The organism is Streptomyces fulvorobeus, assembly GCF_013167895.1.
GTDB classification, from domain to species: Bacteria; Actinomycetota; Actinomycetes; order Streptomycetales; family Streptomycetaceae; genus Streptomyces; species Streptomyces fulvorobeus.
Genome location: NZ_BLWC01000001.1, coordinates 5,011,620 through 5,034,601 on the forward strand (window position 1 = coordinate 5,011,620; position 22,982 = coordinate 5,034,601).

Below are 22,982 nucleotides of genomic sequence, written 5' to 3' on the forward strand. Positions count from 1 at the left end.
CTCACTCCGCCGTGCGGGCGTGCCGCGCGGGCGGGGACGGCCGGGCGGGCATCGCGGGCAGGGTGAACCACACCGCCTTGCCGTGCTCCGTCGTGCGGTGACCGCAGGCGGAGCTGAGGGTGCGGATCAGCAGCAGGCCGCGGCCGTGCTCCTGCCAGGGGTCCGGTTCGCGGCCCGGCCCGGAGCGGGAGAGGTCGCCCGGCGGGGACGGGTCGCGGTCGTGGACCTCGACCTGGCAGCCGGTCGACAGGAGCTCAACGACCAGTTCGATGGGATCGTCGCCGTGAGTGTGCTCGACGGCGTTGGCGACCAGTTCCGCGGTGAGGAGCTCGGCGGTGTAGCTGTCCGCGGGAGCGTCGATGTCGGTGAGCGCGGTACGGATGAGCGCGCGGGCGAGGGGCACCGCGGCCGTGGAGTGCGGCAGTGCGATACGCCATGACGCGGAGATGGGGACATCGGGGGGCACGGCTGAATCCGTTCCGGGGCGGGCTTCCTGGTATCGACCGATACTGCGTTCAACCATACGAAGCGGGGTGGCGCAGTCATAGAGGCGGTGGACCGGCACGAAAGGGACGTTCACCACAACGCTCACGGGTTTGGGCTATCGCGCCATCCTGACGGCGGTCACATCGCGGGGATGAAGCAGAGGCGGACGGAGTCGCCCCGAGGGGGCTCGGCCCAACAATCCGCTCCCTGAAGACAACCACCTCCCGATCAATCCTTTTCGCCGTTCAGCCCCGGCTACCGAGGACTGGCGATGCGGACGACATACGGGCCCTTCGTCCATGCCCCTTCCCGGTTATCGCCGCCGTACACGGCGTGGCGGCGGCAGCCGGGGCGGGTGGGCAGCCGCACCCCGTCGGCCGCACGGACGCGCCGGAACCCGGTTCACGCCGAACCGAGCGCCAGACACTCGTGGCAGCGGCACGGGGCGGGGTGCGGAACACCGGGCCACCGGGCGCCGCGCTCCTCGGCGGCCTGCCGCTCGAACCGTGCGGCGCGCTCCGCGGTGCCCTCCGGGCCGTCCCAGTCCCGGCCCGAGCCGTTCTCCGCGTCCCGAAGCAGAACCGCCGGGCTGCGGACCAGCGCGGCCCGGAAGGTGTGCAGATGGCGCGTGGCCAGCTCCAGCGTGACGTAGGTGCCCGTATGGCGCCCCCGCCCGATGGCGGTCAGCACGTCGGAGCCGCCGGGGCGGTAGCCGATCACGTACACCTTCGAGCCGCCCCGGCACACCCTGGTACCCGGCCGCAGCTCCTGGCCGCCCTTCCCGTACCGCCGCCACCGCACCACGTTCGCCGCCATCAGCCACCGCGGCTCCGCCTCCGCCGGGCGCTCCCCGCTCGACACGGTCAGCACCGGGGCGCTGTCCGGGGGCCGGGAGGCCGGCCAGGCATCCGTCGTATCCGGAGAAACATCGACATCGTCCGCGGGAGTCCAGGTCATGCCTCATCCTGCCGGTCGGGCGGTCCGGCAGTCACCTCGGTTCCGGGCGCCGTTCAGGACCGTACGAAGCGCTCCCCGGCGTCGCGCAGCATCGCGTGCAGCAGTCCGAACACCTCGGCCGAGCGGCCCCCTGGCCAGTCCTTCGGCAGCAGCTCCTCCGGCAGGCCGGGGTCCGCGTACGGCAGCTTCCGCCAGGAGTCCAGGGCCGGGAGGTAGTCCCGGTAGGCCGCCTCCGGGTCCGGCTCGCTTGTGGGGGCCGCGCCTCCCACGTCTTCAGCACCGGCTCCTGCCGCTCCAGGAAGTCCAGGTGCAGACGGGCGATGGCGTCCAGATCCCACCAGCGCGCCACGGACTCGCTCGTCGCCGCGAAACCGAGGTGCTCGCCGCGGAACAGATCGACGTACGGCGCGAGTTCGAGCCGGTCCAGGGTGTGCCGGGTCTCCTCGTAGAGCGCGGCGGGCGCGATCCACACGCCGGGTGCGGCCGTCCCGAAGCCGAGGCGGCCCAGCCGGGAGCGCAGCAGATGCCGCTTGTGGCGCTCCGCCTCCGGCACGGAGAAGACGGCGAGCACCCAGCCGTCCGCCGCCTGCGGCTCGGGCTGCTCGTAGATGCGCCGGTCACCGTCGTCGAGCTGCTGGCGGGCGTCGGCCGACAGCGCGTAACCGGCCGACCCGTCCGCCGTGCGGGCCGGGACGAGCAGCTGGCGGTGCTTGAGCCGGGAGACGGAGGAGCGTACGGAAGGCGCGTCGACCCCTACGGCGCGCAGCAGACGGATCAGCTCGGCCACCGGCAGGGGTTCGTTGCCGGGGGAGCGACCGTACGCGCAGTAGAGGCTGACGATCAGGGAACGGGGAGTGTGCAGCTCGGCCACGTGATCACTCTAGAGGCCGTCCGTTCGAGCCCGGCCGACCGCGTCACCCCCGCCGGGCTCTCCGAAGCCGTCCCCGTCACGGGAGCCGCCTGGTCCTCCTCGCCGGGCTCCCCCAAGCCGTCCCCGTCACGGGAACACGCTGCCCGAGCAGTCCGAGCAGGCTCTCGGCAATCCGCTCACCGCACCGCGCGCGGCGCCCCGCTCACCTCAGTACGGCCGGTCTCCTGCCTGAGCACGGCCCGCGACATGTTCTGCACCCACATCGCGCGCGGACGCCGCCGGGCCTCCCACACGTGGCCAGCCTCACGACGGGTCAAATCCACTAAGAAAAGGAAGTGGGCTCACATGTACGACACGCCGTGCCCACATGGTCCGCACAAGCTCCTGTGATGTTGTCCTCGGTCACGTCGAACCGGGTCGGGCGCGGCGCGGCGTACGGGTGAACGAGGCCCCGCGATATATCTGTAATCAGTGCCCCTCGCCCCGGAAGCCCCTCAGGACCCCGCTTCATGACCGCGCTCATCCTCTGCCACTTCGTGCTGGCGGCCTGCGCGTCCCTGCTGGTGCGCCGGCTCGGGCGGCGGGCCTTCCTCGTGCTCGCGCTGCCCCCGGCAGCGACCACCGCCTGGGCGGCCGTCCGGTGGGAGGGCGCCGCGGACGGGGAGGCGGTCACCTGGTCGTGGCAGTGGATCCCGGCGTACGACGTCTCGGTGGCCCTGCGCCTGGACGCGCTCGCCGAACTCATGGTCCTGCTCGCCGCCGGCATCGGCACGCTGGTCCTGCTCTACTGCGCGTCCTACTTCGACGACGACGCCCCGGGCCTGGCCGGCTTCGCCGGGAACCTGCTGGCCTTCGCGGGCGCCATGCTCGCCCTCGTCCTCGCGGACGACCTGATCTCGCTCTACGTGTTCTGGGAGCTGACCACGGTCTTCTCCTTCCTGCTGATCGGCTACGGCGGCGAGCGCAAGCACAACCGCCGCTCCGCTCTCCAGGCCCTCACCGTGACCACGCTCGGCGGCCTCGCGATGCTCGTCGGCTTCCTGATCATCGGCGAGGCGGCCGGCACCTACCGGATCTCCACCATCGTGGCCGGCCCGCCCGAGCCGACCCCCGCGGTCTCGGTCGCCGTGGTACTCGTGCTGTGCGGCGCGCTGTCCAAGTCAGCGATCTGGCCGTTCTCCCTGTGGCTGCCGAACGCGATGGCCGCGCCCACCCCGGTCAGCGCCTATCTGCACGCCGCCGCGATGGTCAAGGCCGGGATCTACCTGGTGGCCCGGCTCGCACCCGCCTTCGCCGACGTCCCCGTCTGGCGGCCCGCCGTGCTCGTACTGGGCTCCGCGACCATGCTGCTCGGCGGCTGGCGCGCACTGCGCCTGAACGACCTCAAGCTCGTCCTCGCCTACGGGACCGTCAGCCAGCTCGGCTTCCTCATCGTCCTGGCCGGGGCCGGTCACCGCGACGCGGCACTCGCCGCCGCCGCCATGATCCTGGGCCACGCCCTGTTCAAGGCCCCCCTGTTCCTCGTGACCGGCATCGTCGACCACGCCGCGGGCACCCGGGATCTGCGCCGGCTCTCCGGCGTCGGCCGCTCGCTGCCCCACGTCTGCGCGGTCGCCGTGCTCGCCGCCGCCTCCATGGCGGCGATCCCCCCGCTCCTGGGCTTCGCGGCCAAGGAAGCCGCCTTCGAAGCGCTGCTGCACGGCACCGCCACCGAACGGTGGGCGCTCGCCGCCACGGTCGTGGGCTCGGCGCTGACCACCGCGTACACCGTGCGGTTCGTCTGGGGCGCCTTCGCCCGTAAACCCGGTGTCGCGGACACCCCCGTGCACCGGGTCGGCCCCGCCTTCCTCGCGCCGCCCGCCCTCCTGGCGGCCCTGGGCCTCGTGCTGGGGCCGGGTGTCGGCCTGACCGACCGCCTGTTCGCCGCGTACGCCGACACGTTCCCCGCACCCGCGCACCCCTACCACCTCGCCCTCTGGCACGGCTTCGGCACGGCCCTGCTGCTGTCCGCCCTCGCCTGGGCGGGCGGCGCGCTGCTCTTCGCCCGGCGCTCCACCGTCACCCGGCTCTCCCGGCGGATCGCCTGGCCCACCGCCGACAGCGTCTTCGGCCAGCTCCTCCTCGGCCTGGAGCGCCTCGCCCTCCAGGTCACCGGTTTCGTCCAGCGCGGCTCGCTCTCCGTCTACCTGGCCACGGTCCTGGCGGTGGTGCTGACGGCGCAACTGGCCGTCCTCGCCACCGACCGGCCCTGGCGCGGGGCGGCGGCGCCACGGCTGTGGGACGCCCCCCTCCAGGGGCGGTGGCGGTACTGACGTGTGTGGCGGCCCTGTTCTGCCTGACGGTCAGCCGCCGGATGAAGGCCGTGGTCCTGGCGGGACTGACCGGCTACGGGGCCGCGCTGCTCTTCGTCGTCCAGGGCGCCCCCGACCTGGCGCTCACCCAGTTCTGTGTCGAGACCGTCTCGATGGTCGTCTTCGTGCTGGTCCTGCGCAGGCTGCCGGTGCGCTTCGAGGAGTCGGTCAGTACGTGGCGGCGCGCCGTACGCATCCCGCTCGCCCTGGCCGCCGCGGCGACGGTCGGTGTGGTCGTGTGGGTCGCGGCGGCCGCGCGCACCGCCGAACCCGCGGGCGCCGCGATGGTCGAGGAGACCGCCCGCCACGAACTCAAGGACGTGGTGGCCACCATCCTGGTCGACCTGCGGGCCTGGGACACGTTGGGGGAGTCCGCCGTGCTCGCCGCCGCCGCGATCGGGGTGACCAGCCTGATCTACCGGCACCGCCGAAGCGAGGGCTCCATGGCCCAGGCGGACCTGGCGGGCCCCACCGCCTGGTCGCTGTCCACGTCCGGACTGACCGGGGTGCCGCAGGGCGACGAGGCGGCGCCCGAGCGGAGCTGGCTGGCCGCGGGCGAGACACTCGCGCCGGAACACCGCTCCGTCGTCCTCGAAGTGATGGCGCGGCTGCTCTTCCACCCCATCCTGATCCTCTCGGTCTACCTGCTGTTCTGCGCCGAGAACATGCCGGGCGGCGGATTCGTCGCCGGGCTCGTCGCCGGTACCGCCCTCATCACCCGCTACCTGGCGGGCGGCCGGTTCGAACTGGCCGAGGCGGCGCCCCTGCAACCCGGCCTCTTCACCGGCCTCGGCCTGCTCCTCTGCTCCGGCGTCGCCCTGCTCGGCCTCCTGAAGGGCACGATCCTGCTGGCCTGGACGCACAAGGGACACCTGCCCGTGTTCGGTGACTACCACCTCGGCTCCACGGTCCTGTTCGACTTCGGTGTGTACCTGCTGGTCCTGGGAGTGGTCCTGGACATCGTGCGCGCGCTCGGCGCCAAGATCGACCGGCAGATCGAACGGGCCGCGGGCGCGCTCGCCCCGGCCGAAAGCCCGGCGGGAGGTGCCGGCCGATGACGGTCAGCCTCTCGCTCCTCGTCCCGGCCGTGGTGCTCTGCGCGGTCGGCGGCATCCTGATGCTCACCCGGCCCCTCACCCGCGTCCTGCTGGGCGCCGTGATCACCGGGAACGGCATCAACCTGCTCGTCCTGACCGCGGGCGGGTCCGCCGGGCGGGAGCCGCTGCTCTACGGCGTACCCCTGCACCGCGTCACGGACCCGCTGCCGCAGGCCATCGCGGTCACCGCCATCGTCATCACCCTCGCCACCACCGCGTTCCTCCTGGCGATGGCCTACCGCAGCCACCAGCTGACCGGCACCGACGAGGTGCACGACGACCTGGAGGACCGGCGCATCGCCCTGCGCACCGAGGTGATGAGGCAGAAGGCCCGGCTGCGCGAGGAGTTCCGTACCGGCTCCGAACCCACCCGCGGGGAGCGCGTCCGTTACCGGGACGAGCACCGGCGGCTGCGCGAGAAGCTGCGCGCCGACCGCGCCCTGCAGGCCCGCGGCCGCGACGCCTCCGGCGACCTCTGGCACGACGTGCTGGGCGCCGACCCGGAGGACTACGCGGACGGCCGGGCCGGCGGCGCACCCGAAGAACCCGACCGAGGAGCCACCGGATGAACGCGCTCGTCCCCCTGCCGGTGCTGCTGCCGCTCTGCGCCACCGGCCTCAGCCTCGCCTTCGGCACCCGCCTCAAACGCTTCCAGCGCTTCATCAGCGTCGCCGTGCTCACCGCGGTGCTCGCGCTCTCGGTCGCCCTGATGATCGCCGCGGACCGCGGTGGCCCGCTCTCCGTCCACCTCGGCGACTTCGCACCGCCGCTCGGCATCACCCTGGTCGCCGACCGGCTCTCCGGGCTGATGCTCACGGTCTCATCGGCCGTCACGCTCTGCGTGCTCGTCTACTCACTCGGCCAGGGCATGTCCGACCGCGACGGCGAGACCCCGGTGGCCGTCTTCCACCCCGCCTACCTCATCCTCGTCGCCGGGGTCTCCTGCACCTTCCTGGCCGGGGACCTCGTCAACCTCTACGTCGGCTTCGAGATCATGCTCGTGGCCAGTTTCGTCCTGCTCACCCTGGGCGGCACCGGGCCGCGTGTCCGGGCGGGCTCCACCTACGTGATCATCTCGCTGTTCTCGTCGATGGTGTTCCTCATCGCCATCGCCACGACGTACGCGGCCACGGGCACCGTCAACTTCGCCCAGCTGGCCGGCCGTCTCGGTGAACTGCCCCTCGGGGTGGAGACCCTGATCCACGTCACGCTGCTCACCGTCTTCGCCGTCAAGGCGGCCGTGTTCCCGCTCGCCGCCTGGCTGCCCGACTCCTACCCCACCGCGCCCGCCCCCGTCACCGCGGTCTTCGCCGGTCTCCTCACCAAGGTCGGCGTCTACTGCATGCTGCGTACGGAGACCCTGCTCTTCCCCGGCAACCGCCTCGGCGGTGTGCTGCTGGCCGCCGCACTCGCCTCCATGGTCATCGGCATCCTGGGGGCCGTCGCCCAGACCGACCTGAAGCGGGTGTTCTCCTTCACCCTCATCAGCCACATCGGCTACATGGTGTTCGGCATCGGTCTCGCCACCCGCGAGGCGTTCGGCGGCGCGATCGTCTACGTCGCCCACCACATCACCGTGCAGACGACGCTCTTCCTCGTCGCCGGGCTCATCGAACGGCGCACCGGCACCACCGAACTCACCCGTGTCGGCGGCCTCGCCAAGGCCGCCCCGCTGCTCGCCGTCCTCTTCTTCGTCCCCGCGATGAACCTCGCCGGCATCCCGCCGCTCTCCGGCTTCGTCGGGAAGCTCGGCCTCATGCGGGCGGGCGTCGCCGACGGCGGTGTCCTGGCCTGGGCCCTGGTGGCCGGGTCGGCGCTCACCAGCCTGCTGACGCTGTACGTGATGGCGAAGGTGTGGAACCTGGCGTTCTGGCGGGCCGCCCCGCCGGGCCAGGCCGAGGACGGCACGGTCCTGGAGTCCTACGACGCGTCCGACGACGACCCCGACAGCGGTCCCGACCGCGTGGCGGGCACCGGGGATGAGGGAGTACGCGGCCACCACCCGGCCGGCCGGGTCGTGGCGGCCACCCTGCACGGCCACGCGGTCACCACCACGACCCGGCTGCCGCGCACGATGACGGCCGCGACCGCCGCGGCCGTCGCCCTGGGGCTGGCGTTCACCGTGCTCGCCGGACCGCTGACCTCGTACGGCGACCGCGCCGCGGCCGAACTCATGGCACGGACCCCCTATGTCGAGGAGGTGCTCGGCCGGTGAAGAGCAGACTCACCCTGTCCTACCGGAACAAGGAACTGCCGCCATTCAGCTGCGAGTTCGGCGAGCGGCGGCACGTGATCGACCTGCCGCTCATCGCCTGGCTCACCCTCATCTGGGTGCTGCTGTGGTCCACCCTCTCCTGGGCCAACGTCATCACCGGAGTCGTCGTGTCCGTGGCCGTGTGCCTGGCCTTCCCGCTGCCCAAGGTCGACCTCGGACTGCGGCTGCACCCCTGGGGCATCCTGTGCCTCGTCACGTATCTGCTCTACGACATGTACACCTCGGGCATCCGGGTCACCCGTCAGATCTTCGACCGCCAGGCCCACGAGGCCGCAGTCATCGGCATCCCCCTGCGCTGCCGCAGCGACCTGATGCTGGCCGCGACCGCCGTCGCCGTGTCCAACGTGCCGGGCGGCTCCGTCGTCGAGGTGCGCAGGGCGACGGCCACGGTCTTCATGCACGTGCTCGACGCCGACAGCCCCGCCGCGCTGGACGCGGCCCGGCGTTCGGTATGGCGCATGGAGGAGCTGACGGTACGGGCCTTCGGCACCCGTGAGGAGATCGCCCGCGTCGGCCAGCCGCCCCCTGACACGCCGCGGTCCGGCCCGGAGAGGGGATCGGCATGAGCACTCCCGAGACCGTCGACCGCGTCCTGCTGACCGCCGCCGTGGTGATGATCGTCGTCGCCGGGCTGCTCCTCCTCATCCGTATCAGACGCGGTCCCTCCATGCTCGACCGGGCCATCGCGCTGGACGTCAGTGCCGCCCTGATCATCGCGGGCCTCGGCGCCAAGTCGGCCTTCTCGCGGGACCCGTACTACTTCCCGATCATGATGGTCCTGGCGTTCCTCGGCTTCACCGGCTCGGTGGGCATCGCCCGCTTCATCGCCGTACGCGACCGGCCCACACCCCAGGAGACCAAGGAGGGAACCGAGTGAGCGCCTGGTCCCAGACCGCCGACACGGCCGGCGCCGTCCTCGTCTTCCTGGGCGCGGCGACCTCGCTCCTCGGGGTCATCGGCATGCTGCGGCTGCGCGACGTCCTGTCGCGCAGCCACGCGGCGACGAAACCCCAGACCTTCGGCATCCTGCTCGTGCTGATCGGGGTCGGGCTGCGGATGCGCAGCGGGATGGACGTGGCCACGCTCGGCCTGGTCGTCTTCTTCCAGATGATGACCGGCCCGGTCGCCTCCCACCTGGTGGCCCGCTCGGCCTACCGCACCGGCCAGATCGACCACGAGCGGCTGCTCTTCGACGAGCTGGACGAGCAGCTGACCGACGAGCGCTGACCGGGCGGGCCCCCGGCGTCAGACCGAGCTCAGCGCCTCCGTCGGGGTGAGACGGGCCGCCCGCGAGGCCGGGTACAGGCCCGCCACCGTGCCGATCAGGGCGGCTGCCCCGACACCCGCCAGCAGGACACCGGTCGGCATGACGACGGGCCAGTCCTGCGCCACCGACCAGCCCGCGGTGATCACCGCACCCAGCAGTACCCCGGCCGCGCCGCCCGCACCCGACAGGGCCACCGACTCCGCGAGGAACTGCACCCGGATCTGGCCGCGCGCCGCCCCCAGCGAGCGCCGCAGACCGATCTCAGGCCGGCGCTCCAGGACCGAGATCACCATGGTGTTCGCCACCCCGACCCCGCCGACGAGCAGGGCGACCGCGCCCAGTCCCAGGAACAGTGAGGTGAACGCCGACTTGGCGGCCAGCTGCGCCTCCAGGGCGTCGGACGGCCGGCTCACCCGTACGTCCTGCGGGCTCTGCGGATTGGCCGTGGCGGCGAGGACCGCGCGGACGTCCTCCACGGACTCGTCGGACGACCGTTCGTAGAGCGTGGTCGGATGCCCGTCGAAGCCGAACAGGGTGCGGGCCGCCTCCCAGCCGACGAGCGCGGAACGGTCGATCTCCGGAGCGAGGGTCACCGGTTCGAGCAGCCCGGTCACGGTGAACCAGCGCTCGCCGATGTACACCTGGCGTCCCGCCCGGTCGATACCGAGTCGCTCGGCGGCCACCGATCCGAGGACGACCGCCGGATAGCGCCCGGTCGCCGCGTTGAGGAAACGGCCCTCGCGGACCGTGCCGCCGACCGTCGTCAGCAGGTCCTCACGGGCGGCGGCCACCCCTATGCCGCCACCGGCCAGCGGATCGATACGGTCGGTTCGGCGCACGGTGACCCCGGACAGCTGCCCGGTCGCCGTGACGGACTCGACCGGCCCGATCCGCTCGACCATCTCCACCGCGTTCAAAGGGAGTTGGGCGTCCTGCCCGAACAGGTCGCGGCCTGGGGACACGGTCAGCAGATTGGTGCCCAGACGGCTGATCCGGTTCATCAGATCGGCCTGGCCCGCGTTGCTGATCCCGAGCACCGCGACCATGGCCGCGATCCCGATGGCGATCCCCAGGGCGGACAGCACCGCCCGGGTCGGCCTGCCGCGCATACCGACCAGGCCCACGCGCACGATGTCGGCGGGCAGCAGCCGTGCCGCCGAGGGGAGTTCGGACCGGTTCACCGGGACACCTCCCGTACCGGGGACTCCGCGGCCGAGTCCTCGCGGATGCGGCCGTCCAGCAGCTCGACCCGGCGCGGAAGCTGGGCCGCGAGGGCGGAGTCGTGCGTGATCACGACGATGGTGGTGCCCTGGCTGTTCAGGTCCCGCAGCAGCCTCAGCACACCCGCACCCGCCGCCGAGTCCAGATTCCCGGTGGGCTCGTCGGCCAGGATCACCGAGGGCCGGATCGCCACGGCCCGCGCGATCGCGGTCCGCTGCCGTTCGCCGCCCGACATCTCGTGCGGCTGGTGCCCGAGCCGGTGGCCGAGCCCCACCCGGCGCAGGGCCGCGATCGCGAGCGTGCGCCGGCGGCGGGCCGTGATGCCGTGGTAGAGCAGCCCCTCGGCGACGTTGTCGACGGCGGACCTGCCGGGGGAGAGGAAGAACTGCTGGAACACGAAACCGATCCAGCGCGCACGGACGGCCGACAGCTGCCGGTCGCTCAGCCCGGCGACGTCATGGCCGCGCAGCAGCACCCGGCCGCTGGACGGCCGGTCCAGCGTGCCCATCAGATGGAGCATGGTCGACTTCCCCGAGCCGGAACGCCCGACCACGGCCATGAGTTCACCGGACCGTACGTCGAGGCTCGCCTCCCGCAGCGCCCGCACCCCGCCCGGATAGGACTTCGAGACCCCCTCCAGCCGGATCACCGGGGCGTCGCCTGGTTCGCTCATGTGCGCGGCACCTCCACCCGCATGCCCTCGGTGAGCCCGTTGCCGGACACCTCGACCTTGCCCTGCGCGAAGGCCCCCAGCCGTACGGGCACCAGCCGTCCCTCCGGTGTCTCGACCGCGTATCCGCCCTCGGCGAGCGCCAGCAGGGCCGGGACCGGCACGGCCAGCACGTCCTCGCGGCGGTCACTGGTGAAGTCGACGGAGACCGGGGCACCGTCCAGCGCGCCGACGTCCTCAGGGCTGGACAGACTGACCCGCACCGCGACCGTGGCGTCCCGCGTGGCGGTGTCACCGGTGTCGGTGTTCTCGCCGCGGGCGTCGCTCTGCGGGGCGCGGGCGACGGTGCCCACCCGGGTGACCTTGCCGTCGGTCGTCGCCCCGCCCGGCAGCTGGATGCGCACGGACGCACCCTTGCGCGCGAGCTGCTGCTGGGCGACCGGCATGTCGACGGTGACGATCCGTTCGGTGCCGGAGAGCGTCAGCAGGGGGCCCTCCGCGGGGGCTCCGATGATGCCGAGGGTCTCGGTCACCCGCACGGGGCCCGGCTCGACGAGCGCGTCGCCGGGTGAGACCGTGCCGGTCTCCTCACGGCCGAGCGCGTCCTGCCAGCGCCGTACGGCGTCGGCGGTGCCCGGTGAGAAGTGGGAGTCGTCGGCGAGCTGATCACCGTGGCCGAGCTTCTTGAGGTTGCGCTTGAGCACGCGTACGTCGGGGCCGTCCCCGACGCCGGGTGACAGCTCACGGAACAGGGGCGTCCCGCCGTAGAACAGCGGTACGGGGTTCCCGTCCACGGCGTACGCCCGGTCACCGCGTTCCAGGGTGTCGCCCACGTCGGGCAGCCAGGTGACCATGGACCGGCCGGTACCCGCGACGGTGTACCGGCCGTCGTAGCCGAGCGTGCCGTCCACGCGTTGCGTCTGCACCAGGTCGGTCCTGGTCACGGTGGCCGTCGCGGTCCGGGGTGCGCCGGGGCCCGCAGCGGGGCCGTCGTCCCCGCCCAGGACGCCTACGGCCGCACCGGCCGCCGCCAGCACGACGAGCGCGACCGCGAGCAGGAGGAGAGAGCGCCGCCGCCGACGCGGAGGCCGCTCGTCGTCGGTGCCTTCAGGGCCTTCTGTGCCTTCTGTGCCTGCGGTGCCGCGGACGTCCGCCGGCGGCGCGGACCAGGAGTCGCCGTCAGTACCCGGCGCACCGGCCGCGAACCCGCCCGAACCCGGCCGCTGTTCCGTCTCGTTGCTCATGCCTCACCCCCCGGCCGAGGGCGAGGCCGTGCCCGCGCCCGCTCCGACAGCCGTCCGGCACGCGGTGATCGCCTCGCGCGCCTCCGGGTTGCCCGCGGCGCCGCTCAGCTGGAGCGGCTTCCCCGGCTCCGGGTCCGCGACGTCCAGTCCCTTGCCGCGCAGACACTCCGCCAGCTCGACGGCCCGGTCCTGTGCCGTGCTGTCGGTGGTGTCCTTCGCCCCGCCGCCGAGCAGCCGCTGACACTCGGCGAGCGCGGCCTGAGTCCTGCTGTCCCCCTTGGTGCCGGCCGGAAGCTGTACGTTCTCCTCGCCCGGGGCCGGGTCAGGGATCTCCACCCCGTTCTCGCGCATGCACCGGGCGAACCCCACGAGCTGGTCCTGCCGGCTGCCGGTGGGCGTGGCGGAGGCCGACGACGTCTCCTGCCGGTCCTCGCCCGCGCTCGCCACCCCGGACGAGCCGGAGTCCTCGCCGCACGCCGCCGACGCCAGCGCGAGCACCGCCGCCAGCGCCAGGGCCCGGACCCCGCCCCGCCCGCGCCGCCGGACCGTCCGTCCCGATGCCGTTCCCTGCATGGTGACTGCCACTGTGCTCCGTCCCTTCCTCGCCCCGACCGGGCTCCGCTCGGCGCCGGCGGGAGCCGGTGCCGTCCACAGATCTACCGAGGGCGTGGTTGCGCCACCGTCTCCGACCGTGCATACGGTGGCGAAACACCGGGGCGGGTATCACGGTTGTTCAATGACACGGCGGACAGGGGACAGCGGATGCGGGTACTGGTGGCGGAGGACGAGGCGATGCTCGCCGAGCTCGTCGCGGAGGGGCTGCGGCAGTACGGGATGGCCGTCGATGTCGCCCTGGACGGGGACGCGGCCCTTGAGCGGCTCTTCGTCAACGACTACGACGTCCTCGTACTCGACCGCGACATGCCCGGTACGCACGGGGACGACGTCTGCCGTCAGGTCGTCGCCTCGCCCGCCCGCACGCGCATCCTGATGCTCACCGCGGCCGGGCAGACCGGTGACCTGGTGGAGGGCCTCGCCCTTGGCGCCGACGACTACCTGGCCAAACCGTTCGAGTACCCGGAGCTGGTGGCCCGGGTCCAGGCGCTCGCCCGCCGCGCCACACGTGCGGTGCCGCCCGTCCTGGAACGGGCCGGACTCACCCTGGACATGCCGCGGCGGCAGGCGTTCCGCGACGGCCGCTACCTTCGCCTCTCGCCCAAGGAGTTCGCGGTACTCGAAGTGCTCCTGGCGGCGGACGGCACGGTGGTCAGTGCCGAGGAACTGCTGGAACGGGCCTGGGACGAGAACGCCGACCCGTTCACCAGCGCCGTACGGATCACGATGAGCAAACTCCGCGCGAAACTGGGCGAGCCTCCGGTGATCGAGACCGTGCCCGGCAGCGGCTACCGGATCTGAGGGAGCCCGCGATGCCGGAACCCACCGCGTACCCGCGCCGCCGCCGGCGTTCCGTGCGGCTCCAACTGACCGCTCTGTACAGCGCCTTGTTCTCCGTGACCGGGCTGCTGCTGCTGGGACTCACCTACGTCCTGTTCCGGCAGCGGATCGGGGCGACGACCGTGCTGGTCGTCCCCAAGAGCGAACTGCCCTCCGGCGCCGTCACCAGGCTCACCCCGAGCCAGCTCGCCGCCGTCGCCTCCCGGCTGCGCGACAGCGCGCTGGAACAACTGCTGCTGATGTCGCTGATCGCCCTGGTCGCCATGCTGCTCGTCTCCGTGGCGCTCGGCTGGTGGATCGCGGGCCGGGTGCTGCGCCCCCTGCACACGATCACGGCCGCCGCACAGCGGTTGTCCGCCGCCAATCTCCACGAACGGATCTCGCTGGCGGGCCCCGACGACGAGCTCAAGGATCTCGCCGACACCTTCGACGCGCTGATGGACCGGCTGCACGCGGCGTTCGAGGCGCAGCGCCGCTTCGTCGCCAACGCCTCGCACGAGCTGCGCACCCCGCTCGCGGTGCAGCGGGCGGCGATCCAGATCCGGCTCGGCCGGGCGGGACCGGCGGACCTGCCCCGTATCCAGGAGGAGCTGCTGGAGACCAACCGGCGCAGCGAACGCCTGATCGAAGGGCTGCTGACCCTGGCCACCAGCGACCGGGGCCTGGACCGGCACGAGCCGGCCGACGTGGCGCGCGCGGCCTCGGAGGCCGTCGGCCAGTGGCGGCAGGCCGCCGCCGACGCCGGGCTGCGGGTGGAGCTCGATCTGCGGCCCATGCCGGTGTTCGGTGATCCGGTGCTGCTGCACCAGCTCGTCTCCAACCTGGTGCAGAACGCCGTCCGCCACAACGTGCCGGGCGGCTCGATCTCGCTCACCACCTCGGCGCGGGACGGACTCGTCGTCCGCAACACCGGTGACCGCGTCCCTCCGGAGGAGGTCGCGGGGCTGCTCGAACCGTTCCGCCGGCTCAGCCGCGCGGGCTCCGGCGTCGGCCTCGGCCTGTCCATCGTCCGCTCGATCGCGCAGGCGCACGGCGGGACGGTCGCGCTGGCCCCGCTGCCGGGCGGTGGACTGGAGGTCCGTGTCCGGCTGACCGCGACGGCGGCCCGGGCCACCGCCCGGCCGGTGCGGGTGTGAGCGCGGGCGGCCGGGCCGGGCACCGGCGGCCGGGCCGTTCACCGGCCGGGAGGCGGGGTCCTGAGGCCGTTGCCCAGGCCCTTCGCGGCGAGCGCGGCCTCGACGGCGGCGGCCTTGGCGGCAGCGGCTCCGGTGGCGCCGGGCCTGCCAGCGGCGGCGCCCGCCCAGTTCCCGCCGGCGCCGGCCCCGCCGTCCGAGGTGTACGCCGACGCCTGGAGCGCGAAGAGCCGGGCGTACGAGCCGCCGAGGCGCATCAGCTCCTCGTGCGTTCCCTGCTCGGCCGGGCGGCCGTCCTCGATCAGCAGGATCAGATCGGCGTGCCGCACGGTGGAGAAGCGGTGCGAGATGTACACCGTGGTGCGCCCGTGAGCCAGCTCCCGCAGCCGCGCGAAGAGTTCGTGCTCCGCCTCGGCGTCGAGCGCGGAGGTCGGCTCGTCCAGGACCAGCAGCGGGGCGTCGCGCATGAACGCCCGCGCGAGAGCGACCTTCTGCCACTCCCCGCCGGACAGTTCCACCCCCGTGTCGAACCACTTGCCGAGCGCCGTGTCGTATCCCTGGGGCAGCCGCTCGGCGAGCGGCGCCGCCCCGCCGCGCCGGGCCGCCTCCGCGATACGGTCGCGGTCCTCGGCCCGGTGCATGTCACCGAGCCCGATGTTCTCCGCGAAGCTCGCCTGGTAGGAGACGAAGTCCTGGAACATGGCGGCCACGTTGCGCCGCAGCTCGTCCGGGTCCAGCTCCCGGATGTCCGTGCCGTCGAGCAGGATGCGCCCCGCGTCGGGCTCGTACAGCCGGCACAACAGCTTGATCAGCGTCGACTTGCCCGCGCCGTTGCGGCCGACGACAGCGAGGGTGGTGCCGGGCGGGAGGTCCAGGCTGACGCCGGACAGGGCGGGACGGTCGGCGCCCGGATAGCTGAACGTCACGTCCTCCAGCACCACATGACCGCGCAACGGCGACGGCATCGGGGACGCCGGCCGGTCCGCGCGCCCGGCGGCCGCCGGCGCGTGCACCGGGACGGCGAGGAGTTCGTAGAGCTTGCGCAGGTAGAGGTTGTTCTCGTACATGTTGCTGATCCCGCTGAATATTCCCTGGATCGACGCCTGCACCGAGGTCGCGGCCGAGGTGTAGAGGATCAGGTCGCCGAGGCTGAGCCGCCCGTGGGCCGCCTGCACCGCCACGTACAGGAAGGTCAGCGAACCGACGAGGGTGGTCAGCGTCGACCACGCGGTGCCCATGAGGTAGCGGGCGACGACGACCCGTCGCAGCCCCCGGTACGCCGTCGCGCCCAGCAGCCGGAAGCGCTCCGTCAGGAACGGCCCGAGGCCGTAGACCTTGACCTCCTTGGCGTACGCGTCGGTGGACAGCAGCCGCGACAGGTACTCCATGCGGCGCCGGATCGGCGAGGACCACAGCGTCACCATGAAGCCGCGCATGCTGTACCGGGAGTCGGAGACGAACGCGGGCACGGGGGCGAGCAGCGCGGCGAGCGCGACGAGGGGCCCGAGTCCGATGAGCAGCCCGACCATGCTCAGGAACGTCACCCCCATCTGGAGCAGGTGGAAGGCCCCGCCGATCATGGTGACCGGGCGGGTCGACGCCTCCTGCTGGGCCTGGCGCAGCAGGTCGTACGAACGGGAGTCCTCGAAGAACGCCAGCGGCAGCCGGCCCGCGTGCTCCATGACCTGGAGCTGCACGCTCTGGGACGCCTTCTCCTGGAGCAGTTGCTGGGCGATGCTCCGCACGGCCGTGGCCAGCGCGCTCATGGCGTAGATCGCGAACTGGATGCCCGCCAGCACTCCCAGCGCCCCCACCGTGCTGAGCACCGGCAGATGCAGGGTGACTCCCGGCAGCGGAAGGTCGAGGGCGATGCGGTCGGGCCGGTCACCGGAGTGGATGGCGGCGCCCTCGACCACCGTGTTGACCAGCAGCCGGCCGGTCATCGCCACGGCGGCCGGCACCAGCCCGATCAGTACGGTCGCCACCCCCAGCCCTGCGGTCAGCAGCGGGCTCGCCCTCCACACCAGCGCGATCACCTGGCCGAGCCCCACCACCGTGTCGGCCGCCGAACGGCCCGCCCGGCGCAGCCGCGCCCGTACGCCGCGAGGGGAGCGCGGGGGCTCCGGCTCGGGGAAGTCGACGGGCCCGGTGAGACCGCTGCCACCCGTCGACGCGGCGCCGCGCGCCGTGAACACCACCTGCTCCATCAGTCGCTTCCTCCCCTTCCGGCGCCGCGCACCGTACTCCGGACCACCGCCGACGCCTCCACGACCAGGACAGGACGGGCCCGACCATGACTCCGCCCCCGCTCATCCCGCGCGCCGTGCTCTTCGGCAACCCGGACCGGATGAGCCCCGCGCTCTCGCCCTGCGGACGGTTCCTCGCCTATCTCGCCCCGGACGGCCGGGGTGTCCTGAACGTGCACGCCGGGCCCTGGCGGGAGCGGGACCTCCGGCCGGTGACGGCCGACGCGGGTCGCGGGGTGCGGGCGTTCGCGTGGAGCGGTGACGGCCGGGTCCTGCTGTACGCGCAGGACCGCGACGGGGACGAGAACACCCATCTGTACGCCGCCGATCCCGCGGGCCGGGAACCGGTGCGCGACCTGACGCCGTACGAGGGGGTGCAGGCCCGCCTGATCGCCGTCGACCCCCGCCGCCCCGGCCACATCCTCGTCGGCCTCAACCTCCGCGACCGCGCCCGGCACGACGCCTACCGGCTCGACCCCGCGACCGGGGAGCTCGAACTCGCCGCCCTGGACGAGGGGTTCACCCGGTGGGTGGGAGACGACCGGCTGCGGGTGCGCGGCGCCGTCCGGGCGGAGGAGGACGGTTCCGCCGTGCTGCTCGTCCGCACCGGAGAGGACGCTCCCTGGCGGGCGCTGCACCGCGTGGGTCCCGAGGACGCCCCGGCGCTGCGGCCGTTCGGATTCACCACGGGGGGCCGTGACCTCCTGCTGTTCTCCTCGCTCGGCTCCGACACCGCGAGGCTCCTGCGGCTGGACACCGTGACGGGAGACACCGAAGTCCTCTACCAGGACCCGGAGTACGACGTCGAAGGCGTCGGGGCCCATCCCGTCACCGGGCTGGCCCAGTTCGTCCTCGTACGGCGGGAACGCAACGACATCGAGGTGCTCGACCAGACGCTCGCCGCCGATTTCGAGGCCCTGCGGGGCGCCGGCCCCGGTGATGTCACCGTGCTCGGCCGGGATCTGGCGGACCGGCACTGGCTGGTGCAGCACAACGCCGACGACCGGCCGGCGGGCTACCGCGTCCTGGACCGCGGGACGGGCCGCACCGACTTCCTGTTCAGCCACCTCCCCGCCCTGGAGGGCCACCGGCTGGCCCGGGTGGAACCCTTCTCGTTCCGCGCCCGCGACGGCCTGCCGGTGCGCGGCTACCTCACCTTCCCGCCCGGCGCCGCCCGGCCGCTGCCGACCGTGCTGTGCGTCCACGGCGGACCGTGGACCCGCGACCTGTGGGGATACCGCTCGGAGTCCCAGTGGCTCGCCAACCGCGGCTATCTCTGCGTCCAGGTGAACTTCCGCGGCTCCACCGGCTACGGCAAGCGGTTCACCAACGCGGGCGACCGCGAGTGGGGCGGCCGGATGCAGGACGACCTCCAGGACGCCGTCCGGCACACGGTCGCGCTCGGTCACACGGATCCGGAGCGCGTCGCGGTGTACGGCGGTTCGTACGGGGGGTACGCGGCGCTCGCCGGCGCCGCGTTCACGCCCGGCGACTACCGGTGCGCCGTCGCGGTGGCGGCCCCTTCCTCGCTGACCACCTTCATCGAGTCGGTGCCCGTCACCTGGGGGCCGATGGCGGCCATGCTGCGCCGCCGTGTCGGTTCGCCCGAGACGGAGGGCGAGTTCCTGCGGTCCCGGTCGCCGCTGCACGCCGCCGACCGCATCCGCGTACCGCTCCTGATCGGTCAGGGCGCGCGGGACCCCCGGGTGCGCAGCGAGGAGTCCGAGCAGCTGGTGGCCGCGCTGCGGCGCAACGCCGTCCCGCATGAGTACCTGCTCTTTCCCGACGAGGGGCACGGTTTCGTACGGCCCCGGAATCGACTGACGTTCTACGCGGCGGCCGAACGGTTTCTCGCCCGGCACCTCGGTGGCCGGTACGAGGGGGCCTGACCGCGGGTGGCCGGCTGCGGTCACCCGCGGTCACCCCTCAGACGAGCGTGAGCAGACCCTCCTGCACCAGCCTGCGGATCAGGACGAGCCGCCCCTCCACGTCCAGGGCGCCGGTCACCTGCCGCGCGCTGAACGGTGCGTCGGCGGAGAGCAGCTGGCGCAACTCCGGCTCGATCCGGGCGGGGAGCCGCACCACCTTGCCGTGGAACTCCAGGCTGACTCCCGGGCCGTCGTGCGACAGGGACCACAGCAGTTCCGCCCTGCGCCGCACCAGGGTGTCAGGGCCCATGGTGCGCAGCCCCTCCAGGTCCAGGAGATGGCCGTCGAGCACCGGCTGGCGTCCCACGAGAGCCCGGCTCGCCGCACGTTCGACGAGGTCCCGGGGGTGTACGGCGGCGGCGACCGAGGCGAGCAGCTCGGCCAGTGTGGCCGCGGCCTCCCCGCGCAGCCCGGGATCGAGGGCGAAGCCGGGCGGCAGCGAGGCCCGGTAGCGGGGATCGCTCTCGATGGCCCGGTCCAGCGCGTCCTTGAGCACCGTCGACCACAGGACCGGCAGCACCCCGAGCGTGATGTGCAGGGACGCCTCCTCGTTGGAGGTCGCGTCGTGCACGGTGCCCCGCGGCATGTACATCAGGTCACCGGCCTTCAGGTCGAACTCCCGCACGGGGGCGCCGGGCCCGTCGGCGGGCCGCCGGTAGTGCCGGTTCTGCAGCGGCAGCTCCTCCGGCGATTCGTACAGCCGCCAGTGCTTGGAGCCCCACACCTGGAGGACGAAGACGTCATGGGTGTCGTAATGGCTCGACAACCCCTGCGCACCGGCGGGGGTCAGATAGGCGTTGGCCTGGAATCCGGCGCTGAACTCGCCGGACAGCCGCCTGCACAGCCGGCCAAGCGGCTCCCAACGCTCGTGCAGGAACTTGAAGACGACGGTCGACCCCTTGCGGTAGAGGTCGTAGAGGACTTCCAGACCGTTGCTGGGCCCGCCGGGTCCGGATGCCGCCATTTCCACCAGCGGAATCTCCTGCCCGTTGACCACTACCTTGAGTTCCGACGAGCGCACGCTGGACGTCGAAAGAATGTGGTCGACATCGCGGAACGTCAACGGGTCCGCATAGTAATCAGGGTCGTCGCGGTGGATGACGAGAGGTTTTTTCTCCCAGAACTCCCGCTTGAAATCGGCCGTATCGTAAGGGGACAGGAGACCGGAGAGGCCGAGCGAAGGCTGCGCCGTGGGCGCAGCCTTCCACCCGCCGTGTTCCACGGCCATCGGGTCAGATCACCGGGTCGGACGGGTCATTGTCCGAAATGACCAGCACCGGGTCGGTGGGGTCGTTGTCGGCGATCACGAAGTCCGGCGTCGCGATCGGCGACGGCGAGACCTCGATCTCGTCCGGGTGCAATGAATTGCTGTCTTCCATTTTCCCTCCCTATGTCTTCGATCAGCTGTCATCCAGCGGTCCGGAGCGAGCGCTCCGGGCGGCTCGAATATTGCTCAATCCGCACGACCGGTGTCAACGATGCGCCGGCTCCTGTCCAATTCGTTTCCCTGGCCTTCGGCGACCGGCTGGAAAGAATGTCCACGAGATTCTTTACAGGGTGTTCCTGGACAAGTTTCACGCGCGTTCCTGCGGGCGGAGACATCGTTGAAACGTGTGATCGTCTAAACCGGTGGCGGGACCCCACACGGAGGAGGCGGATCGGTGAGTCGTCACGCGAGTCCAGAGCAGCGGCGCCGGGCGGTGCTGTCGGTGCTGTCGGGCGACCCGGTGTCCGAGGTCGCCCGGCGCAACGGCGTCTCGCGGCAGACGCTCCACAACTGGCGCACGAGGTACGGGGCGGCGGGCGACGCCGGGCTCACCGACCGCTCGCAGCGCCCGCACGCCAGCCCGGCGCGCCTGGACGCGGCGGTGGAGGCCCTGATCTGTTCCCTGCGCGAGCAGCATCCGGACTGGGGCGCGCAGCGCCTCAGGGCGGCCCTGGAGAGGCTCGGCACCGAACGGCTGCCCTCGCGGACGACCGTGCACCGGGTGCTCGTGCGCAACGGCTTCCTGGCCGGCCCGCGCCACCCGGACCCCGGGGGCGAGTGCGCGGAAGGGGCGCGGGGGAGGGGGTGCCGGGTGAGGAGTGGCTGACGGAGCTGCTCGGCGCGGCCCAGGAGCTGGTGGACCGGCTGGACCGGGCCCTGGGTGTCCTGGCCGCCGACGCGGGACCGGACGGCGGGGTCTGCGCGCTGTGCCCGCCGGAGCCCCCGGCGCGGCGGACGCCCGCACCGGGACGGCCCGGTGGGGTACGGGTGTTCCGCACCCCGTCCGTCAGCCTCTTCGCGCAGCCAGGTCCACACCCTGCGTCAACTATGTACCGAGCCGGTTCCACGGGCGTTCGGCCGTCCGAACTCCGTTCGTGTGGCGGCTTGTTGACCGAAACGGCGCCTGCGGACCGGCCGGTGGGGAACGCGGCCGGCGGATAGGCGCGGCCGGGCCGTGGTCCGCACCCGTCCACCGGCCCGGCGGCCCCGCACGCGGGGACCGGGCCACGGAGGGGATCTCCGCGTGCCATGATGCGGGCACCGCTGGACGCTGGGGGGCGTATGGGAAGCACAGGTACGGTGCTGCGCGAGTTGCGCGGCGCACAGAAGTCGGCCAAGGGCGTGTCGCTGTACTCGCGGCACGTGAACCGGCCCGCGGGCCGGCTGCTCGCGGCCGGGGCCTACCGGGCGGGGCTCTCCCCGAACCAGGTCACCCTGGTCAGCGCCGCGTTCACCCTCGCCGCGATCCTGACGGTCGCGCTCGCCGAGCCCTCGTGGGCGCTCGGCGCGGCCGTCTACGCGGGGCTGGCGGTCGGCTTCGCCTTCGACTCGGCGGACGGCCAGCTCGCCCGCCTCACCGGCAGGGGCGGCCCCGACGGCGAATGGCTGGACCATGTCGTCGACTGCGCGAAGATGATCCTGGTCCACACCGCCGTACTGATCTCGTTCCACCGCTTCGCCGGAGTCTCCTCGGACGGCTGGCTGCTGCTGCCGCTGGGCTTCCAGTTCGTCGCGGTGCTCACCTTCTGCGCCGGGCTGCTGCGCGAGCAGCTCGGCAAGGCGGCGGCTTCCGCCGCCCGCCCGGCCCCGGTGGGCGGGGCCGCCGCCCCGGTCTCCCGGCTGCGGGCCGTGGCGCTCCTCCCCGCGGACTACGGGGTGTTCTGCCTGGTGTTCCTGCTGGCCGGGGCGCCAGGGGCCTTCCTCGCCGGGTACGCCGCACTCGCCGCCGTGCACGCCCTCTTCCTCGTGGCGTTCCTTGCCAAGTGGTTCAGGGAGCTGAGAGCGCTCCGGGCGGACTGACCAGCACGTCGAGCACCCGGCGCAACTGGGTGCTGGAGGTGTGCACGGTGTACGGGAAGTAGACGACCTCCACGCCGACTTCGGCGAAGTCGCGCTCCAGGCGCAGCCCCTTCTCCGTGCCGCGCCAGTCGTCGCCCTTGAAGATCACGTCGAACCGGACCTGCTGCCAGGTCTCGACCTTGTCCGGCACGGTCTCGACGAACGCGGCGTCCACGTAACGTACGCTCCGCACGATCTCCAGCCGCTCGGGCAGGGGTATCACCGGCGTGTGGCCCTTGGCGAGCGCGGCCATCTCGTCGGAGACGACCCCGGCGACCAGGTAGTCGCACTGGCTGCGCGCGTGCCGCAGGATGTTCAGGTGTCCGACATGGAACAGGTCGTACACACCCGGCGCATATCCGACTCTGTGCACCATCCGCTGTCTCCCCCCGGAAATATCGGTATCGGTGTAGATCTCCGACGACCTTACTGTGAAGAACACTTGTGCAGACCACG

The 22,982-nt window shown here is 72.7% G+C and carries 20 protein-coding genes and 2 pseudogenes; 11 read left to right on the top strand and 11 right to left on the bottom strand.

What is annotated here, in order from left to right; translation table 11 throughout:
* Position 1: 1 nt before the first annotated feature.
* The 3 genes and pseudogenes from Sfulv_RS22535 to Sfulv_RS22545 form a co-directional block, all read right to left on the bottom strand.
* Positions 2 to 466, bottom strand: coding sequence for an ATP-binding protein (locus Sfulv_RS22535; protein ID WP_173316353.1), 465 nt, complete (start codon positions 464 to 466; stop codon positions 2 to 4).
* Positions 467 to 888: 422 nt separating this feature from the next.
* Positions 889 to 1,443, bottom strand: a complete 555-nt coding sequence (locus Sfulv_RS22540) for a hypothetical protein (RefSeq protein WP_246353186.1) — start codon at positions 1,441 to 1,443, stop codon at positions 889 to 891.
* Between the two features lie 53 nt (positions 1,444 to 1,496).
* Positions 1,497 to 2,314: pseudogene (locus tag Sfulv_RS22545) on the bottom strand (PaaX family transcriptional regulator).
* Positions 2,315 to 2,823: 509 nt separating this feature from the next.
* On the opposite strand from Sfulv_RS22545, the pseudogene Sfulv_RS22550 reads away from it, so the two are divergent.
* The 6 genes and pseudogenes from Sfulv_RS22550 (at position 2,824) to mnhG (ending at position 9,264) form a co-directional block, all read left to right on the top strand.
* Positions 2,824 to 5,723: pseudogene (locus Sfulv_RS22550) on the top strand (Na+/H+ antiporter subunit A).
* Positions 5,720 to 6,331 (top strand): Na(+)/H(+) antiporter subunit C, encoded by a 612-nt coding sequence (locus tag Sfulv_RS22555; RefSeq protein ID WP_173316354.1) that lies wholly within the window; start codon positions 5,720 to 5,722, stop codon positions 6,329 to 6,331. Before Sfulv_RS22550 ends, Sfulv_RS22555 begins: the two are co-directional and overlap by 4 nt.
* The gene (locus Sfulv_RS22560; protein WP_173316355.1) at positions 6,328 to 7,977 is read left to right on the top strand and encodes a Na+/H+ antiporter subunit D; all 1,650 of its coding nucleotides are present in this window, start codon (positions 6,328 to 6,330) and stop codon (positions 7,975 to 7,977) included. The genes Sfulv_RS22555 and Sfulv_RS22560 overlap by 4 nt, the downstream gene beginning before the upstream one ends.
* Positions 7,974 to 8,603, top strand: coding sequence for a Na+/H+ antiporter subunit E (locus Sfulv_RS22565; RefSeq protein ID WP_173316356.1), 630 nt, complete (start codon positions 7,974 to 7,976; stop codon positions 8,601 to 8,603). The genes Sfulv_RS22560 and Sfulv_RS22565 overlap by 4 nt, the downstream gene beginning before the upstream one ends.
* Positions 8,600 to 8,914 carry an MrpF/PhaF family protein gene (locus Sfulv_RS22570; RefSeq protein ID WP_173316357.1) on the top strand — a complete coding sequence of 105 codons (315 nt, stop codon included), beginning with the start codon at positions 8,600 to 8,602 and terminating at the stop codon, positions 8,912 to 8,914. The genes Sfulv_RS22565 and Sfulv_RS22570 overlap by 4 nt, the downstream gene beginning before the upstream one ends.
* Entirely contained in the window at positions 8,911 to 9,264 is a 354-nt protein-coding gene (mnhG, locus tag Sfulv_RS22575) for a monovalent cation/H(+) antiporter subunit G (RefSeq protein WP_173316358.1), read from the top strand. Before Sfulv_RS22570 ends, mnhG begins: the two co-directional genes overlap by 4 nt.
* Positions 9,265 to 9,282: 18 nt before the next feature.
* Here mnhG and Sfulv_RS22580 read toward each other — a convergent pair whose 3' ends face one another.
* From Sfulv_RS22580 to Sfulv_RS22595, 4 genes are read right to left on the bottom strand one after another with little or no spacing between them, the layout of a single operon-like run.
* Positions 9,283 to 10,485: an ABC transporter permease gene (locus tag Sfulv_RS22580; RefSeq protein WP_256669053.1), complete on the bottom strand. Its 1,203-nt coding sequence runs from the start codon at positions 10,483 to 10,485 to the stop codon at positions 9,283 to 9,285.
* Positions 10,482 to 11,198 (bottom strand): ABC transporter ATP-binding protein, encoded by a 717-nt coding sequence (locus Sfulv_RS22585; RefSeq protein ID WP_173316359.1) that lies wholly within the window; start codon positions 11,196 to 11,198, stop codon positions 10,482 to 10,484. The genes Sfulv_RS22580 and Sfulv_RS22585 overlap by 4 nt, the downstream gene beginning before the upstream one ends.
* Positions 11,195 to 12,439 (bottom strand): peptidoglycan-binding protein, encoded by a 1,245-nt coding sequence (locus Sfulv_RS22590; RefSeq protein ID WP_218578055.1) that lies wholly within the window; start codon positions 12,437 to 12,439, stop codon positions 11,195 to 11,197. The genes Sfulv_RS22585 and Sfulv_RS22590 overlap by 4 nt, the downstream gene beginning before the upstream one ends.
* 3 nt (positions 12,440 to 12,442) lie before the next feature.
* Positions 12,443 to 13,024, bottom strand: a complete 582-nt coding sequence (locus Sfulv_RS22595) for a hypothetical protein (protein WP_179764242.1) — start codon at positions 13,022 to 13,024, stop codon at positions 12,443 to 12,445.
* 177 nt (positions 13,025 to 13,201) lie between these two features.
* Between Sfulv_RS22595 and Sfulv_RS22600 the strand changes: the two genes are divergently transcribed.
* The gene (locus Sfulv_RS22600; RefSeq protein ID WP_173316361.1) at positions 13,202 to 13,855 is read left to right on the top strand and encodes a response regulator transcription factor; all 654 of its coding nucleotides are present in this window, start codon (positions 13,202 to 13,204) and stop codon (positions 13,853 to 13,855) included.
* A gap of 11 nt (positions 13,856 to 13,866) precedes the next feature.
* The gene (locus tag Sfulv_RS22605) at positions 13,867 to 15,030 is read left to right on the top strand and encodes a sensor histidine kinase (protein WP_173316362.1); all 1,164 of its coding nucleotides are present in this window, start codon (positions 13,867 to 13,869) and stop codon (positions 15,028 to 15,030) included.
* A gap of 38 nt (positions 15,031 to 15,068) precedes the next feature.
* Here the strand turns inward: Sfulv_RS22605 and Sfulv_RS22610 are convergent, their stop codons facing one another.
* On the bottom strand, positions 15,069 to 17,234 hold the full coding sequence (locus Sfulv_RS22610; protein WP_173316363.1) for an ABC transporter ATP-binding protein: 2,166 nt from the start codon (positions 17,232 to 17,234) through the stop codon (positions 15,069 to 15,071).
* 86 nt (positions 17,235 to 17,320) lie between these two features.
* Here Sfulv_RS22610 and Sfulv_RS22615 point away from each other — a divergent pair, with 86 nt between their 5' ends.
* Positions 17,321 to 19,162 (top strand): S9 family peptidase, encoded by a 1,842-nt coding sequence (locus tag Sfulv_RS22615; protein WP_173316364.1) that lies wholly within the window; start codon positions 17,321 to 17,323, stop codon positions 19,160 to 19,162.
* A 37-nt stretch (positions 19,163 to 19,199) separates the two neighbouring features.
* Here Sfulv_RS22615 and Sfulv_RS22620 read toward each other — a convergent pair whose 3' ends face one another.
* On the bottom strand, positions 19,200 to 20,264 hold the full coding sequence (locus tag Sfulv_RS22620; RefSeq protein WP_308694261.1) for a cupin domain-containing protein: 1,065 nt from the start codon (positions 20,262 to 20,264) through the stop codon (positions 19,200 to 19,202).
* A gap of 169 nt (positions 20,265 to 20,433) precedes the next feature.
* Positions 20,434 to 20,580, bottom strand: a complete 147-nt coding sequence (locus Sfulv_RS22625; protein ID WP_173316366.1) for a hypothetical protein — start codon at positions 20,578 to 20,580, stop codon at positions 20,434 to 20,436.
* Positions 20,581 to 20,862: 282 nt separating this feature from the next.
* On the opposite strand from Sfulv_RS22625, the gene Sfulv_RS22630 reads away from it, so the two are divergent.
* Positions 20,863 to 21,294, top strand: a complete 432-nt coding sequence (locus Sfulv_RS22630; RefSeq protein ID WP_173316367.1) for a helix-turn-helix domain-containing protein — start codon at positions 20,863 to 20,865, stop codon at positions 21,292 to 21,294.
* A 455-nt stretch (positions 21,295 to 21,749) separates the two neighbouring features.
* The gene (locus Sfulv_RS22635) at positions 21,750 to 22,487 is read left to right on the top strand and encodes a CDP-alcohol phosphatidyltransferase family protein (RefSeq protein ID WP_173316368.1); all 738 of its coding nucleotides are present in this window, start codon (positions 21,750 to 21,752) and stop codon (positions 22,485 to 22,487) included.
* On the opposite strand, the gene Sfulv_RS22640 is transcribed toward Sfulv_RS22635, so the two are convergent.
* A complete protein-coding gene (locus Sfulv_RS22640; RefSeq protein ID WP_173316369.1) occupies positions 22,456 to 22,902 on the bottom strand; it encodes an FAD synthase family protein in 447 nt (148 codons plus the stop codon). The genes Sfulv_RS22635 and Sfulv_RS22640 overlap by 32 nt on opposite strands.
* Positions 22,903 to 22,982: the final 80 nt, after the last annotated feature.